At 63.0% G+C, this 16257-nt stretch carries 17 protein-coding genes; 15 read left to right on the top strand and 2 right to left on the bottom strand.

Annotation, left to right across the window (positions count from 1 at the left end; genetic code table 11):
- Nucleotides 1-85 precede the first annotated feature (85 nt).
- From CER19_RS09350 to CER19_RS09285, 14 genes are read left to right on the top strand one after another with little or no spacing between them, the layout of a single operon-like run.
- Nucleotides 86-820, top strand: coding sequence for a glycosyltransferase family 2 protein (locus CER19_RS09350; protein WP_116666211.1), 735 nt, complete (start codon nt 86-88; stop codon nt 818-820).
- Nucleotides 817-1752, top strand: coding sequence for a glycosyl transferase (locus CER19_RS09345; RefSeq protein ID WP_116666210.1), 936 nt, complete (start codon nt 817-819; stop codon nt 1750-1752). The genes CER19_RS09350 and CER19_RS09345 overlap by 4 nt, the downstream gene beginning before the upstream one ends.
- Nucleotides 1736-3277: a histidine ammonia-lyase gene (gene hutH, locus CER19_RS09340; protein WP_116666209.1), complete on the top strand. Its 1542-nt coding sequence runs from the start codon at nt 1736-1738 to the stop codon at nt 3275-3277. Before CER19_RS09345 ends, hutH begins: the two co-directional genes overlap by 17 nt.
- Nucleotides 3270-3695, top strand: coding sequence for a thioesterase family protein (locus tag CER19_RS09335; RefSeq protein ID WP_034125591.1), 426 nt, complete (start codon nt 3270-3272; stop codon nt 3693-3695). The genes hutH and CER19_RS09335 overlap by 8 nt, the downstream gene beginning before the upstream one ends.
- Entirely contained in the window at nt 3692-4375 is a 684-nt protein-coding gene (locus tag CER19_RS09330; protein ID WP_116666208.1) for an outer membrane lipoprotein carrier protein LolA, read from the top strand. Before CER19_RS09335 ends, CER19_RS09330 begins: the two co-directional genes overlap by 4 nt.
- Complete coding sequence (locus CER19_RS09325) at nt 4347-6677, top strand: MMPL family transporter (RefSeq protein WP_116666207.1); 2331 nt, start codon at nt 4347-4349, stop codon at nt 6675-6677. The genes CER19_RS09330 and CER19_RS09325 overlap by 29 nt, the downstream gene beginning before the upstream one ends.
- A 33-nt stretch (nt 6678-6710) precedes the next feature.
- Nucleotides 6711-7958 (top strand): NAD(P)/FAD-dependent oxidoreductase, encoded by a 1248-nt coding sequence (locus CER19_RS09320; RefSeq protein ID WP_116666206.1) that lies wholly within the window; start codon nt 6711-6713, stop codon nt 7956-7958.
- Entirely contained in the window at nt 7955-8704 is a 750-nt protein-coding gene (locus CER19_RS09315) for a class I SAM-dependent methyltransferase (RefSeq protein WP_116666205.1), read from the top strand. Before CER19_RS09320 ends, CER19_RS09315 begins: the two co-directional genes overlap by 4 nt.
- Nucleotides 8701-9183, top strand: a complete 483-nt coding sequence (locus tag CER19_RS09310; protein WP_116666204.1) for a hypothetical protein — start codon at nt 8701-8703, stop codon at nt 9181-9183. The genes CER19_RS09315 and CER19_RS09310 overlap by 4 nt, the downstream gene beginning before the upstream one ends.
- The gene (locus tag CER19_RS09305) at nt 9180-10346 is read left to right on the top strand and encodes a beta-ketoacyl-[acyl-carrier-protein] synthase family protein (RefSeq protein WP_116666203.1); all 1167 of its coding nucleotides are present in this window, start codon (nt 9180-9182) and stop codon (nt 10344-10346) included. The genes CER19_RS09310 and CER19_RS09305 overlap by 4 nt, the downstream gene beginning before the upstream one ends.
- Nucleotides 10343-10804 carry a hotdog family protein gene (locus tag CER19_RS09300; RefSeq protein WP_116666202.1) on the top strand — a complete coding sequence of 154 codons (462 nt, stop codon included), beginning with the start codon at nt 10343-10345 and terminating at the stop codon, nt 10802-10804. The genes CER19_RS09305 and CER19_RS09300 overlap by 4 nt, the downstream gene beginning before the upstream one ends.
- The gene (gene fabG, locus CER19_RS09295; protein ID WP_116666201.1) at nt 10801-11529 is read left to right on the top strand and encodes a 3-oxoacyl-ACP reductase FabG; all 729 of its coding nucleotides are present in this window, start codon (nt 10801-10803) and stop codon (nt 11527-11529) included. Before CER19_RS09300 ends, fabG begins: the two co-directional genes overlap by 4 nt.
- The gene (locus CER19_RS09290; RefSeq protein ID WP_116666200.1) at nt 11529-12755 is read left to right on the top strand and encodes a beta-ketoacyl-ACP synthase; all 1227 of its coding nucleotides are present in this window, start codon (nt 11529-11531) and stop codon (nt 12753-12755) included. Before fabG ends, CER19_RS09290 begins: the two co-directional genes overlap by 1 nt.
- 26 nt (nt 12756-12781) lie before the next feature.
- Nucleotides 12782-13177, top strand: coding sequence for a hypothetical protein (locus tag CER19_RS09285; RefSeq protein WP_032893934.1), 396 nt, complete (start codon nt 12782-12784; stop codon nt 13175-13177).
- Nucleotides 13178-13379: 202 nt separating this feature from the next.
- Here the strand turns inward: CER19_RS09285 and CER19_RS09280 are convergent, their stop codons facing one another.
- Together CER19_RS09280 and CER19_RS09275 are read right to left on the bottom strand one after the other, a co-directional pair.
- A complete protein-coding gene (locus CER19_RS09280) occupies nt 13380-13766 on the bottom strand; it encodes a type II toxin-antitoxin system PemK/MazF family toxin (RefSeq protein ID WP_032893936.1) in 387 nt (128 codons plus the stop codon).
- Between the two features lie 87 nt (nt 13767-13853).
- Complete coding sequence (locus tag CER19_RS09275) at nt 13854-14747, bottom strand: LysR family transcriptional regulator (protein ID WP_116666199.1); 894 nt, start codon at nt 14745-14747, stop codon at nt 13854-13856.
- 124 nt (nt 14748-14871) lie between these two features.
- On the opposite strand from CER19_RS09275, the gene CER19_RS09270 reads away from it, so the two are divergent.
- Nucleotides 14872-16146, top strand: a complete 1275-nt coding sequence (locus tag CER19_RS09270) for an MFS transporter (protein ID WP_116666198.1) — start codon at nt 14872-14874, stop codon at nt 16144-16146.
- Nucleotides 16147-16257: the final 111 nt, after the last annotated feature.

Below are 16257 nucleotides of genomic sequence, written 5' to 3'. Positions count from 1 at the left end.
ATGATCTCGGTCGCCTGCATTGGGGCTGCTTCGCAGCCCAGCGGGAGCAAGCTCCCTCGCCACAGGGTTTGCGCAGGCTTTGAATATGCATAACCCCTGTGCCCTGATCCCGGTGTACAACCACGAAGCCGCCGTACCCGCCGTGGTCCGCAGCCTGCTGGGCAGCGGCTTGCCGTTCCTGCTGGTCGACGACGGCCGCAGCCCGGCTTGCGCGGCGGTGTTGGCGCAATTGGCCACCCCCGACAACGTCACCCTGCTGACCCTGCCCAGCAACCAGGGCAAGGGCGCCGCCGTGATGGCCGGTTTTCGCGAAGCAGCGCGCCTGGGCTATACCCATGCCCTGCAAGTGGACGCCGATGGCCAGCACGACCTGCGCGAAGTCGAGACCTTTATCCACACCTCACGCCAGCACCCCGACGCCGTCATCTGCGGCTACCCCGAATACGACGACAGCGTGCCCAAGGGTCGCCTGTACGCACGTTACCTGACCCACGTGTGGGTCTGGATCAACACCCTGTCGCTTGAGATTCGCGACTCGATGTGCGGCTTTCGCGTGTACCCGCTGGCGCCGACCCTGGCGCTGATGGACTCGGCCTACATCGGCACGCACATGGATTTCGACTCGGACATCCTGGTGCGCCTGGCCTGGCGCAACCAGCCTATGCGCTGGCTGCCCACCCAGGTGCACTACCCCGCCGACGGCCTGTCGCACTTTCGTTTGTTGCGCGACAACCTGCGCATCAGCGCCATGCACACGCGGTTGTTCTTCGGCATGCTCGTGCGTGCGCCGATGATCCTGTGGCGACGGTGGCAAGCATGAACGACAGCTCCAAGCATTGGGCCGACCGCGAGGAACGCGGCAGCTTCTGGCTGATGAAATTCACGGCGGTCGCGGTGAAAGTCCTCGGCCGTCGCCTATTGAGCCCGTTGCTCTACAGCATCGTCTTTTACTTCTTCCTGTTCGGCCGCACCGCGCGCTACAGCGCCTGGCAATACCAGCAGCGGCTGGCGCAGTGGAGCGGGCGCGATGACTTGCTGCCGACCCACCGCACAGTCTTTGCCCAGTTCATGGCCTTCGCCGACTCGCTGCTGGACAAGCTCGACGTATGGAACGGCAAGCTGCGCCTGGAGCAAATCGAGATCAACGACCCGGCGCAGTTACGTAGCCAACTGCGTGGCGAGCGTGGGCAGATGCTGGTGGGCGCGCACCTGGGCAACCTGGAAGTGTGTCGCGCCCTGGCGGAGATCGGTGAACAAGTCACCATGAATGTACTGGTGCACACCAAGCACGCCGAGCGTTTCAACCGCCTGCTGGGCGAGGCCGGCGCGACCCATTTGCGCCTGATCCAGGTCAGCGAACTCGACCCGGCCACCATGCTGCTGCTCAGCCAGCGCCTGGACGATGGCGAGTGGCTGGCGATTGCCGGCGACCGCATCCCGCTGCACGGCGGGCGCACGGTGCGCGTGGATTTCCTCGGTCATACGGCGGCATTCCCCCAAGGCCCATGGCTGCTGGCAGGGTTGCTCAAGTGCCCGGTCAATCTACTGATGTGCCTCAAGCACCAGGGCCGCTATCGCCTGACTATCGAGCCCTTTGCCGACTTGATCGAATGGAAGCGCAGCACCCGCGAGCAGGTCATCGCCCAATGGACCGCACGCTACGCCGCACGCCTGGGCCAGTTCTGCCTGCAAGCGCCCCAACAATGGTTCAACTTTTACCCTTTCTGGAAGACCGATGACGACGCCTCTTGAGCCCATCACCTTTGGTGAACGCCCCCTGCGCATCGAAGACGTGCTGGCCCTGGCCAACCGCCAGGTGCCCACTCGCCTGCAGGACGACGCCGCGTACCGCCAGCGCATCGCCAAGGGCGCGCAGTTCCTCGACTCGCTGCTGGACAAGGAAGGCGTGATCTACGGCGTGACCACCGGGTACGGCGACTCCTGCGTAGTGGCAGTGCCGCTGGAACACGTCGAAGCCTTGCCGCGCCATCTGTACACCTTTCACGGTTGCGGCCTGGGCAAATTGCTTGATGCCCAGGCTACTCGCGCCGTACTGGCGGCGCGTTTGCAGTCGCTGTGCCATGGCGTGTCCGGGGTGCGTGTGGAACTGCTGGAACGCCTGCATGCCTTCCTCGAACAGGATGTGCTGCCGCTGATCCCGGAAGAGGGTTCGGTGGGTGCCAGTGGTGATCTGACGCCCCTGTCCTACGTGGCCGCGACCTTGTCCGGCGAGCGCGAGGTGCTATTGCGTGGCGAACGCCGCCCGGCGGCCGACGTGCACCGCGAGCTGGGCTGGGAGCCGTTGGTCCTGCGCCCCAAGGAAGCCCTGGCACTGATGAACGGCACCGCGGTGATGACCGGCCTGGCCTGCCTGGCCTTTGCCCGCGCCGACTATCTGTTGCAACTGGCCACGCGCATCACCGCGCTCAATGTGGTGGCCCTGCAAGGCAACCCGGAACACTTCGACGAGCGCCTGTTCGCCGCCAAGCCACACCCTGGGCAGATGCAAGTGGCCGCGTGGCTGCGCAAAGACCTGGCCATCGACGCGCCCACCGCGCCCCTGCATCGCCTGCAAGACCGTTATTCGCTGCGCTGCGCGCCCCATGTGCTCGGCGTATTGGCGGACAGCCTGAACTGGCTGCGGTCCTTCATTGAGATCGAGCTGAACAGTGCCAATGACAATCCGATCATCGACGCCGAAGAAGAACGTGTGCTGCATGGCGGGCACTTCTACGGCGGGCATATCGCCTTCGCCATGGACAGTCTCAAGATCCTGGTCGCCAACGTTGCCGACCTGCTCGACCGCCAGCTCGCACTGCTGGTGGACGTGCGTTACAACCATGGCCTGCCGAGCAACCTCTCAGGCGCTCCGGCTGACCGTGCAATGATCAACCATGGCTTCAAGGCCGTGCAGATCGGCACCAGCGCCTGGACCGCCGAAGCGCTGAAAAACACCATGCCGGCCAGCGTGTTCTCGCGCTCCACCGAGTGCCATAACCAGGACAAGGTGAGCATGGGCACCATTGCCGCCCGCGATGCAATCCGCGTACTGGAGCTGACCGAACAAGTAGCCGCCGCCACCCTGCTCGCCGCCAACCAGGGCGTGTGGCTGCGCGCCCAAGCAGAAGATGCCCGAGCGCTGCCACCGGCGCTGGCCGCAATGCACGCAGAATTGGCCCTGGACTTCCCGCCGGTCATCGAAGACCGCGCCCTGGAAGGCGAACTGCGCCTGTGCCTGCAACGCATCGCCACGCAACACTGGAGGCTGCATGCGTAGCCCCGGCGTGTTGCACAGCGACACTGAAATCCTTGTGCCGTTTTTCGACATCGACACCATGAACGTGGTGTGGCACGGGCATTACGTGAAGTACCTGGAAGTGGCCCGCTGTGCGTTGCTGGACAAGATCGGCCATAACTACACGGCGATGCTCGAAGCCGGCTACGCATGGCCGGTGATCGACATGCAGCTACGCTATGTGCGCGGCGCGACGTTCGGCCAGACCATCAATGTGCGCGCCAGCCTAGTGGAATGGGAAAACCGTTTGAAGGTGAATTACCTGATTACCGACCTGGCCAGCGGCGAGCGCTTGACCCGCGCCAGCACCGTGCAAGTAGCGGTGCAAATCGCCAGCCGCGAGATGCAACTGGCCTCGCCCAAAGTCTTCACCGACGCCGTAGAGAGAGCCCTGGAATGAGACCCCCTGTAGGAGCGAGCTTGCTCGCGAAGATCGCCAACGATAACGCGGGGCGCCTGACACCCCGTGGGGCCCTCAGGTTTTTCGCGAGCAAGCTCGCTCCTACAGCGGCTGCGTTGTTGCTGAGTTTCAGCGCCCACGCCTTCGACCTGCAGCAGTTGAGCGATCAGCTTGCCAAACCCTCCGTGATCCACGGCAACTTCATCCAGGAAAAACACCTGCGCGCCCTGCCCCAGCCATTGGTGAGCAAAGGCACCTTCGTGCTCGCCAAGGATCACGGCCTGCTGTGGCTGTTGAAAACTCCGCTGCAACAGGACTACCGCATTACAGCCCAGGGCATTGCCCGCCGTGACGCCAATGGCTGGCAACTACTGCCAAACAAGAGCGCCGGCGCCGAACAGAATCGTTTGTTCCTGGCAGTACTGCAGGGCGACAGCAGTGGCCTGCAGCGCGATTTCGACCTGCAACTGCAAGGCGAGGCCCAACAGTGGAAGCTGACGCTGACCCCGCGTTCGCTGCTGCTCAAGCAAGTGTTCACTCAGATCAATATCGACGGCGGCGCGCTGGTGCACACCATTGAACTGCTGGAAACCCAAGGCGACAGCACGCTGTTGCGCATGCAGGACAGTACCGCCGACCAGCCGTTGAGCGATGCGGAGCAACACGACTTTGCCCAGTGAACGCCTGCTGCCGCGCCTGTTCCTGACCCTGCTGGTGGCCGTACTGGCCCTGGCCGGCTGGCAGTGGCGCGACGGCGCGCCGTTGTCGGCCAACCTGATGGAGCTGGTGCCCGGCAGCACGCCAGACGCCTTGGAACTGCAAGCCGAACAGCGCATGCAGGAGCCGCTCAACCGCGAAATGCTGGTACTGGTGGGGCATGCCGACCGCCAGCAAGCGGTGGCCGTGGCACAGCAACTGGGTGAGCGCTGGCAGGCCAGCGGCCTGTTTGAAAAGGTGCAGTGGAACCTGCAAGCCGACTTGCCAGCATTGCGCGAGCAACTGCTGCGTGGGCGTCTGTCGATGCTGTCGGCCAAGGACCGCGAACAACTGATCCAGCAGCCTGAGGCGTTCATCCAGCAACGCGTGCAATCGCTGTTCGACCCCTTCACCGGTTTCAGCCTGGTGCCAAGCCAGGACGATTGGCTCGGCCTGACCGGGCGCATCCAGAACAGCCAACCGCAACACGGCGCGGTGCAAATGGATATCGGCAGCGGCGCCTTGATCGCCGATGCCGACGGCAAGAGTTGGGTGCTACTGCGGGCGCGCACTACCGGCAACGCATTCGACATGAAGCTGCCGCTGCAGGTGGCGGACTTGCTGAAGGCCAGCCGCGAGCAAGCCGGCGCACACGGCGCGCAACTGCTCGCCGCCAGCGGTTTGCTCTATGCGGCCAACGGGCAACAGCAGGCCACTCGGGAAATGACCTGGGTCGGCGGCGGCGCCACCCTGGGCATCCTGTTATTGCTGTTGCTGACGTTCCGGCGCTGGCGGGTGTTGCTGGCATTCGTGCCGGTGCTGGTGGGCATGCTGTTTAGCGCGGTGGCGTGCGTGGCGCTGTTTGGGCATATGCATGTGATGACCTTGGTGCTGGGTTCCAGCCTGATCGGCGTGGCGGTGGATTACCCGCTGCATTACCTGTCCAAAAGCTGGAGCCTGCAGCCGTGGCGCAGTTGGCCGGCGTTGCGCCTGACCCTGCCGGGGCTGAGCCTGAGCCTGGCCACCAGTGCTATCGGCTACCTGGCGCTGGCCTGGACGCCGTTCCCGGCGCTGACCCAGATTGCGGTGTTCTCCGCTGCCGGCCTGGTCGGTGCCTATTTGTGCGCCGTGTGCCTGTTGCCCGCACTGCTCAAGGGCGTGGAACTGCGCCCGGCGCAATGGCCGCTGCGTGTCGCCCAAAGCCTATGGCAGCTGCGCACGGCACTGCTCAAACGCGTGCCCGGATCGGTGCTGCTGGTGGGGGTGCTGCTCTTCTGCGCCGCGGGCCTGTGGCAACTGAACACTAAAAACGATATCCGCCAATGGATCGGTGCGCCGCCGCAGTTGCTGCAGGAAGCCCAGGCCGTGGCACGCATCACCGGGTTCCAGCCCACCAGCCAGTTTTTCCTGGTGCGGGCGGACAATCAGCAGCAGTTGCTGGAACGCCAGGCCGCCCTGGGCAAACGCTTGGATCAGTTGGTGCAGATGGATAAGCTCCAGGGCTACCTGGCGCTCAATCAACTGGTCAACCTTCCTGGCGAGCAACAACAGCTGCGCGAGGCGCTGAACAACCTGGCGCCACACTGGCAACCGCTACTGGACCTCGGCGTGCCCCTCAGCGCCCTGCAAGCCGAAGTGGCGCAGTTGCAGGCGCTGCCCACCGCAGACATCGACGCCGCACTGCAAGGCCCGCTGGCCGAGCCCTGGCGCACGCTGTGGCTCGGCCCGGTGGACGGCGGCGTGGCGGCCATGGTCAGCCTGCAAGGCTTGAATAACCCGGCGTTGCTGCGGGTGCAGGCGCAGGACTTGCCCGGCGTGCAGTTGGTGGACCGCCTGGGTGACTTGAACCGGGTGTTCGCCGACACGCAGATCAGCGCTGCCGAATTGAAGTTGCTGTCTTGCGTGCTGATCGTGCTATTGCTGATTGCGCCCTTCGGCGTTGGCGGCGCCTTGCGTATCGTCGCCCTGCCGCTGCTGGCCGCGTTGTGCAGCCTGGCCAGCCTCGGTTGGCTGGGCCAGCCTCTGACCCTGTTCAGTCTGTTTGGCCTGTTGCTGGTCACGGCCATCAGCGTTGACTATGCGATTTTGATGCGCGAGCAGATCGGCGGCCCTGCCGTCAGCCTGTTGGGAACACTGCTGGCGGCGCTGACGACCTGGTTGTCGTTCGGCCTGCTGGCGGTCTCCAGTACACCAGCCGTGAGCAATTTCGGCTTGTCGGTCAGCCTGGGCCTGGCGTTCAGCTTTATGCTGGCACCCTGGGCCGGCCGGCAGAAACACGCCTTATGAATGTGATTAGCGCCTATGCGGCAAGGAGCCCTCGTGCCCACAGTTGAAATGGAACGTCGCCAGGTGGTGGTGATCGGTGCCGGGCCTTCCGGTGCCATCGCGGCCGCGCTGTTAAAGCGCAAAGGGCATGATGTATTGATCATCGAGCGCGAGCATTTCCCGCGTTTCTCGATTGGCGAAAGCCTGCTGTCGCACTGCATCGACTTTATCGAAGAAGCCGGCATGCTCGACGCTGTGCAAGCGGCAGGCTTCCAGGTAAAAACCGGCGCGGCCTTCGCCTGGGGCGAGCGCTACAGTGCCTTTGATTTCAGCGATACCTTCAGCAACGGCAAGCCCACCACCTTCCAAGTGCAGCGCGGCGAGTTCGACAAATTGCTGGCCGACCAGGCGGCGCTGCAAGGCGTGGAAATCCGCTATGGCCAAACCATTGTCGGCGTGGATTTTTCTGCCGAGAGCCGGTATTTGCATGTGCGCCGCGAGAATGGCAGCGAGTACCACCTCAAGGCCAGGTTCGTGCTCGATGCCAGTGGCTATGGCCGTGTGTTGCCACGCCTGCTGGACCTGGAAGCACCGTCGAATTTCCCGCTGCGCCAGGCCGTGTTCACCCACGTCGAAGACCGTATCGAACACCCAGGCTTTGACCGCAGCAAAATCCTGGTGACCACTCACCCGACCCAGCGCGATATCTGGTTCTGGACCATCCCGTTCAGTAACGGCCGTTGCTCGGTGGGCGTGGTCGCGGCCAAGGAGCATTTCGAGGGCGCCGACAGCGACCTCGACGCCTGCCTGCGCAGCTTTATCGAGCAAACCCCAAGCCTGTCCGGCGTGCTGCAAAATGCCGTCTGGGACACCCCGGCGCGCACCATCGGCGGCTACGCGGCCAACGTCAAAACCCTGCACGGCCCAGGCTTTGCGCTGCTGGGCAACGCGGCGGAATTCCTCGACCCGGTGTTCTCCTCCGGCGTGACCATTGCCATGCGTTCGGCAAGCATGGCCGCGGGTGTGCTGCACCGCCAATTGAGCGGCGAAACGGTGGACTGGCAAACCGAGTTCGCCGAACCGCTCAAACGCGGTGTCGATACCTTCCGTTGCTACGTCGAAGGCTGGTATGCGGGCACGTTCCAGGACGTGATTTTCCATCCTGGCAGCTCCGCGGAGATTCGCCGCATGATCAGCTCGATCCTGGCCGGCTACGCCTGGGATGAACGCAACCCGTTTGTCAGCGAGCCCAAGCGGCGCTTGCGGATGCTGTCTGAAATTTGTGCGAGTGAGCCGGTATGAGCAGCCCAGGCGTTGAAAAAAACTACCTGAGTCAAAACTACGTCGAAGAGACCAAGTTCGGTTTCTGGTTCCTGCGCAGCCATACCTGGCAGCATCACGTGTTGCGCGTGGCGATCAATGACCTGCGCAGCCTGTTCAGCGAGCCGCTGCCGGTGGCGCCGGTGTTGCTGGATGCCGGTTGCGGCCAGGGCAAATCCTTCCAGTTGCTGCATCAGGTGTTTGCGCCTTCGCGCCTGATCGGCCTGGATGCCGACCCTCACAGCCTGGCACTGAGCCGTGAAGAAGCCGCGCGGCTGGGCCTGGACGTCGAGTTGATCGGCAGCGACTGCGCGACCCTCAACCTAGCGGATGCCAGCGTCGATATCCTGTTCTGCCACCAGACCTTCCATCATCTGGTGGAGCAACATCGCGCACTCAAGGAGTTCTATCGGGTGCTCAAGCCGGGCGGCTATTTGCTGTTCGCCGAATCCACCGAAGCCTACATCGACACCTGGGTGATTCGCTGGCTGTTCCGCCACCCGATGCATGTGCAAAAGAGCGCCGAAGAGTACTTGGAGATGCTACGCGAGCAGGGCTTTGAGTTCGCTGCACAGAACATTTCGTACCCTTACTTGTGGTGGAGCCGTTCCAGTGACTTCGGCCTGCGGGAACGCTGGGGCCTGCGCAGGGCACCGCCGGTGGGCCAGCGCGAGGAAACCCTGGTCAACTGCGTGGCCCGTAAACCTGCGGAGAATGCGGCCCCATGATGCGCCTGCTGTTGATAAGTTGCCTGCTGCTGCTCGGCGCCTGCGCCAGCCAGGCGCCGCTGCCGGAAAAAATGCCGGCCCTGGCCTTGCCGATGCAATTGCATGTGCAGCGCCTGGCGGACGGCCAGAGCCAGGACTGGCTGCTGGTGATCCAGCGCGAAGGCCGCGCGATTCGCTGGTCGATGATGGACCCGCTGGGCATTCCCCTGGCCCGGCAAAAACTGCTTGATGGGCAGTGGCAAGCAGACGGCTTGCTGCCGCCCAACCCCCAGGCGCGCACGCTATTTGCCGCGCTGCTGTTTGCCCTGACCGCGCCCGGTGACGTACCGGCGTTGTATCCCACTGCCCAGGCCATGGACCTGACGCGCACGCTGCCGGGCCACTGGCAGATCGTCTACCAGTCTTCGGAGGTGTTCAGCGTGAACATGGCCGCCCCGCCGCTGAGTTACCGCATCACCCCGCTGGGTGTGAGCCGATGACCGCCTACCTCAATGCCCTTGGCGTGATCTGCGCCCTTGGCCGTGGCCAGGCGCAAGTCAGCCGCAACCTGTTTGCCGGCGACTGTTCGGGCATGCGTGCCGAAAGCGGCTGGGTGCCGGAACGCGTAGTGCCGGTGGCCGCCGTACACGGCGAACTGGCGAGCCTGCCCCCTGAGCTGGCCCAGCAAAGCAGCCGCAATAACCAATTGCTGTTGGAAGCGGCGCTGCAGATTGAAGATGAGATTCGTCAGACCATTCAAACCTACGGCCCTGGCCGGGTCGGGGTTGTGCTGGGCACCAGCACCTCGGGCATTGACGAAGCCAGCCGTGGCATTGCCCATTACCTGCAGAACACGCAGTTCCCCGCTGACTACGACTACCAGCAACAGGAACTCAGCGCTCCGGCCAACTTCCTCGCTGACTGGTTGAACGTGAGCGGCCCGGCCTATGTGATTTCCACCGCCTGCACCTCCAGCGCCCGTGCATTGATGAGTGCCCAGCGCCTGTTGGACCTGGGGGTGTGCGATGCGGTGATCTGCGGCGGCGTGGACAGCCTGTGCAAGCTGACGCTGAACGGGTTTACCGCGCTGGAAGCCGTGTCTGCCGAGCGCTGTAATCCGTTCTCGGTGAACCGCAACGGCATCAATATCGGTGAAGCGGCGGTGCTGTTCCTGATGAGCCGCGAGTCGGCCCCCATCGCCTTGCTGGGCAGCGGCGCCAGTTGCGACGCGCACCATATCTCCGCGCCCGAGCCCAGTGGCAAGGGCGCGTTGCTGGCCATGCGCAAGGCCTTAGCCTGCGCGAAGCTTTCGCCCGAGCAGATCGGCTACCTGAACCTGCACGGCACCGCGACCCTACACAACGACGCCATGGAAAGCCTGGCGGTCGCCAGCCTGTTTCCCGGCGGCGTCGCCTGCTCATCGACCAAGCCCATGACCGGCCACACCCTCGGCGCTGCCGGGGCCCTGGAAGCCGCGTTCTGCTGGCTGAGCCTGACCCATCGCCTGCTGCCACCCCACGTATGGGACGGCCATCCCGACCCGGCGCTGCCCGGGTTGCAATGGGTGCGCAGCGGCGACAGCTTGAAAAAAACCTGCCTGATGAGCAACTCGTTTGCCTTCGGCGGTAACAATGTCAGCCTGATAATCGCAGAGGCCCCATGATCGATTGGCCACTCGCCGAACTGCTGCCCCACGCGGGCGACATGATCCTGATCGACCAGGTGCTGTCGTTCGATGAAGAGCAGATCCACACCCGCGTCACCGTCAAGCCCGGCGGCCTATTCAACCGTGATGACGGCAGCCTGCCAGCCTGGGTCGGCATCGAGCTGATGGCGCAAAGCGTCGCCGCCTATGCCGGTTGCCATGCACGCCAGCAAGGCAAGGCCGTGGAGCTGGGCTTCCTGTTGGGCACGCGTAAGTTCGAGTGCAATGTGGAGCACTTCCCGGCCGGTGCCGAACTGAACATCCACGGCCTGCGCTCCCTGGAAGACGACAACGGCATGGGTGTGTTCGAATGCCACCTCACCGGCGACGGCATCCAGGCCAGCGCGCGCTTGAACGTATTTCGACCGCCCCAGGCGGCCAACTATTTAGATGAATCGAAGGACGAAACGCCATGACTGAATCCGTACTGGTCACCGGCTCCAGCCGTGGCATCGGCCGCGCCATTGCCCTGCGCCTGGCCCAGGCCGGCCATGACATCGTGCTGCATTGCCGCAACGGCCGCACCGAAGCCGACACCGTGCAGGTCGAGATCGAGGCCATGGGTCGCAAGGCGCGGGTGCTGCAATTCGACGTGTCCGACCGCGCCAGTTGCAAGGCCATTCTTGAAGCCGACGTGGAGCAACATGGTGCCTATTACGGCGTGGTGCTCAATGCCGGCCTGACCCGCGACGGCGCCTTTCCTGCCCTGTCGGAAGACGATTGGGATGTGGTGATGCGCACCAACCTGGATGGTTTCTACAACGTGCTGCACCCGGTGATGATGCCGATGATTCGGCGTCGCGCCGCCGGGCGTATCGTGTGCATTACCTCGGTGTCCGGGTTGATCGGCAACCGCGGCCAGGTCAACTACAGCGCGTCCAAAGCCGGCTTGATCGGCGCGGCCAAGGCGCTGGCCATTGAATTGGGCAAGCGCAAGATCACCGTCAACTGCGTGGCGCCGGGCCTGATCGACACCGCGATGCTGGATGAAAACGTGCCGGTAGAAGAACTGATGAAAATGATCCCGGCCCAACGCATGGGCACGCCGGAAGAAGTCGCTGGCGCAGTGAACTTCCTGATGTCCGCCGAAGCCGGCTATATCACGCGCCAGGTGCTGGCCGTGAACGGGGGCCTGTGCTGATGAAGCGCGTTGTCGTCACCGGCATGGCCGGCGTGACCTCCCTGGGCAGCGACTGGGACACCATCGCCGCGAACTTTCGCGCCAACCGCAGCGGCATCCGGCGCATGGATGAGTGGGACCGTTTCACCGAGTTGAACACGCGCCTGGCCGGCCCTATCGACGATTTCGTCGTGCCCGCTCACTGGACGCGCAAACAACTGCGCAGCATGGGCCGCGTCTCGCGCCTGGCGGTGTGGGCAGCGGAGCAGGCCCTGCAGGACGCCGGCTTGCTCGGTGACGAGTCGATCAAGGACGGGCGCATGGGCGTGGCCTGCGGCTCGTCCACCGGCAGCACCGATGAGATCAAGGCGTTTGGCAATATGCTGCTCAACTCGGTGGCCGAGGGGCTCAATGCCAATTCCTATGTGCGCATGATGCCCCACACCACGGCGGCAAATATCAGCATCTTCTTTGGCCTCACGGGCCGGCTGATTCCTACCTCCAGCGCCTGCACCAGCGGCAGCCAGGGCATCGGCTACGCCTATGAGGCAATCAAGTTCGGGCGCCTGCCGTTGATGCTTGCGGGCGGCGCAGAAGAACTGTGCCCCACCGAAGCCATGGTGTTTGATGCGCTGTACGCCACCAGCCTGAAAAACGACGCGCCGCAAACCAGCCCGCGCCCCTACGACAGCGGCCGCGATGGCCTGGTGATCGGTGAAGGCGGCGGCATGCTGGTGCTCGAAGAGTTGGAACACGCACTCGCGCGAGGCGCGCATATTCATGCGGAGCTGGTCGGCTTCGGCAGCAACGCCGACGGCCAGCACACCACCCGCCCGGAACAGAAAACCATGCGCCGCGCCATGGAGCTGGCCCTGGAAGACGCAGGTCTTGAACCGTCCGCCATCGGCTACGTGAACGGCCACGGCACGGCCACCGATCAGGGCGACATCGCTGAAACCCTGGCCACCAGCAGCCTGTTTGGCAGCCGTATGCCGATCAGTTCGCAGAAAAGTTTCCTGGGGCACACCCTGGGCGCGTGCGGGGCGTTGGAATCGTGGTTCAGCATCGAGATGATGAACCGCGACCAGTACGTGCACACCTTCAACCTGGATTCGGTCGACCCGCAATGCGGCGAGCTGGACTACCTGCAAGGTGGCTTTCGCCAGATGCACAACGACTACGTGATGAACAACAACTTTGCCTTCGGCGGCGTCAACACCTCGTTGATCTTCCGCCGCTGGGCCTGACTTTTTAATCGACCGGAGAAAACGGAATGTCTTCCCTGCTACGCGCTACCCTGATCACCCTGGCCCTGCTGACCACGGCTGGCTGCACCAGCAAACCGGTGCTCAACACCCAGCATGAGTTGCCGGCCACAAGCCAGGTCAGCGAAGAAAAAATGAAACAAGTGATCGTCGCCGCCCTGCAAAAACGCGAGTGGACGGTACAACGCCTGAGCCCGCAACTGGTGCAGGCCGAGATCACCGTGCGCGGCCAGTTCTACGCCGCCATCGACATCCGCTACACCCGCAACAGCTACGCCATCACCTACCGCGACAGCCGCGACCTGGGCTACAAGGACGGTAAGATCCATCGCAACTACAACCGTTGGGTGAGCATGCTGGATCGGGATATTCTGGCGGGGTTGCGCTCGGCCGGAATGCAGTAAGGCCAGAAACGACAAAGGGCGCCTTTCGGCGCCCTCTTCACAAACAGGTTGGCTTGTCATCGCCGCTTCCTGCCTGGCTCTGCGATGGCTGGTTACCCAGGATCCTCAGAGTCGCACAAGCCCCTTTCGGGAACTCGGGCAGTATGCCTGAAAACGGGTTACCTGCAATCAGTGGCAAAACGCCGCCCATTCGTATCCTGCTTTATCGCAACCCAAGCGCACTGCGCACCGCCGCTTTTATCGCCGAAAACTGGTCATGGGTAAGTTCGGCGATTTTGTAAGTTCGTTTGCCATGACGATCTTTACTTTTGATTCGGTCTAATCGGCCCAAGCTGACTGTCGCGACAATATCGCATTTAGCCCAGCAGATCGGGTTCGCTCCGTGAAGGTGGCTATCAAGCTGCAAATGATGCTCCAACACCTGCTGTGGAGCAGTAGTACTCAGGGGTACCACCGTTACGAGCAGCTTATTGGTTCGGTGTTTGCGTATCACAATAACGGGTCGAATCTTGATAATTTCCGGAACCTCATAGCCACGAAAATCACAAATCAACACGCTGCCCTCCTTGGGCTGATAGAGAAGTGCCATCCATATCCACTCGCCTGAAAAAAGCGATTTTGCGCAAATTTCTGGCAAATAACTAAGCTGGTTGCGTTACCTAATATGTGACCCGGCCTACACCGACGCCCTACGCGTCAATAGCTCCACAAACCCCTTCGCCATCGGCGTTTGCGCGCCCTTGCGCTGCACCAGCCACACCGCCGTCACCGCCTGCGGGTCGAGCAAGGTGCGATAGACCACGCCATCAATGCGGATGCGCTGGTAAGACGCCGGCAGCACCGACACCCCCAACCCCGCCGCCACCAGGCCAATGATGGTCATTGCTTCCCCTGCTTCCTGGGCAAAGTGCGGGCTGAACCCGGCGTCGCGAGCGAGGTTGAGCAACTGCGCGTACAAGCCGCTGCCGTAACTGCGCGGGAAGAACACAAAAGGCTCCTCGGCCAATTGCTCCAGGTGCAAGCCGCGCTCGCTGCCTTGCGCCAACGGGTGGCCGGCGCTCAGTACCGCGACCAAGGGTTCGCGCATCAACTCGACCACGCTCAGTGAGTCGGGCAAGGGCAACGGCCGCATCAGCCCGACCTGGATCGACTCATCCATCAGCGACTCGGCCACCTGGGTGCTGCTCATCTCTTGCAGGTTGAGGTGCACTGCTGGGAAAGCCTGGCGAAACGCAAAGATCGCCTGGGGAATACTGGAATTGAACGGCGCGGAAGATGTGAAGCCGATCTTCAGTTCGCCGAGTTCGCCCAACTGTGCCCTGCGCGCCACATCCGCTGCCTTGTCGACCTGGGCCAGCACCAGCCGTGCCTCTTGCAGGAACAAGCGCCCGGCCTCGCTCAGCTCGACCCGACGATTGGTACGCTCAAATAACCGCGCCCCCACCTCTTGCTCCAGTGCCTGGATCTGCTGGCTCAAGGGCGGCTGCGAGATGCCCAGCACCTGCGCGGCGCGGCCAAAGTGCAGTTCTTCAGCGACGGCGATGAAGTACCGCAGGTGACGTAATTCCATGCACACCTCATTAGGTCGTAGAACCTATCAAACAGGTCGAACAATATATTGGAAAGAATCATTAGCCAGCTATATTCTTTTTCGTATTGTCAGTCCTGGCAGACTTTCCTCCCCGAGGTCCCCCGTGAATCCTGCTGTTGCTCCACTTGCCCAACACACCCCGCCCTCAGCCCTCGATGAGGTGGTGGCGCAGCTTAATGACGAGTACATCGAAAAAGACACGCCGATGTTCATGCGCACCGTGCTGGCGCTGTTCTCCGGCGGGTTCGCCACCTTTGCGCTGTTGTATTGCGTGCAGCCGATGATGCCGGCGCTGTCCCATGAATTTTCCATCAATGCGGCGCAAAGCAGCCTGATTCTGTCCGTCGCCACCGCGATGCTCGCCTGCGGCCTGCTGATCACCGGGCCGATATCCGACAGGTTGGGCCGTAAGCCGGTGATGGTTGCCGCATTGTTCTGTGCGGCGCTGGCCACCATCGCCAGTGGATTGATGCCAAGCTGGGAGGGCATCCTGCTGATGCGCGCACTGGTGGGCCTGTCCTTGAGCGGCCTGGCCGCCGTGGCCATGACCTACCTCAGCGAAGAGATCCACCCGCAGCACATCGGCCTGGCCATGGGCCTATACATCGGCGGCAACGCGATTGGCGGCATGAGCGGGCGCCTGATCATCGGCGTATTGATCGACTTCGTCAGCTGGCACACCGCAATGCTGATCATCGGTGCCCTGGCGTTGATCGCTGCCACGGTGTTCTGGAAGATCCTCCCCGAATCGCGCAACTTCCGCGCCAGCAGCCTCAAGCCGCGCAACCTGGTGGATGGCTTTGTCATGCACTTCAAGGACGCCGGCCTGCCATGGCTGTTTCTCGAAGCCTTCCTGCTGATGGGCGCCTTCGTGACGATGTTCAACTACATCGGCTATCGCCTTCTGGCCTCACCCTATGAACTGAGCCAGGCGGTGGTGGGCCTGCTGTCGCTGGTGTATCTCTCGGGTATCTACAGCTCGGCCAAGATCGGCTCCCTGGCAGACCGCCTCGGTCGCCGTCGGGTGCTGTGGGCCACCATCGTGCTGATGCTCGCCGGCATGGCCCTGACGCTGTTCACACCGTTGTGGCTGGTGGTGCCGGGCATGCTGATCTTCACCTTCGGCTTCTTCGGCGCCCACTCAGTGGCCAGCAGCTGGATCGGGCGCCGTGCGGTGAAAGCCAAGGGGCAGGCGTCGTCGCTCTACTTGTTCTGCTACTACGTGGGGTCGAGCATTGCCGGGACGGCGGGAGGGTTCTTCTGGCATTTTGCCGGGTGGAACGGGATTGGCGGGTTCATTATCGCGCTACTGATCGGCGCGTTGCTGGTGGCGTTGAGGCTGGCGAAGTTGCCGCCGTTGGGGCATGTGGAAACCTGAGGCTACTTGCTTTATGTGGGAGCTGGCTTGCCTGCGATGGCGGCGGTGAATTCAACACCGCTATCGCAGCGATGCGGCGACCCGACAAGCCAGCTCCCACATTTTGTTTTG

It is taken from the genome of Pseudomonas sp. GL93 (assembly GCF_003408955.1).
Classification (GTDB): domain Bacteria; phylum Pseudomonadota; class Gammaproteobacteria; order Pseudomonadales; family Pseudomonadaceae; genus Aquipseudomonas; species Aquipseudomonas paracarnis.
Note: the sequence above shows the minus strand (reverse complement) of the source record. Positions and strands in the feature narration are given on the sequence as shown.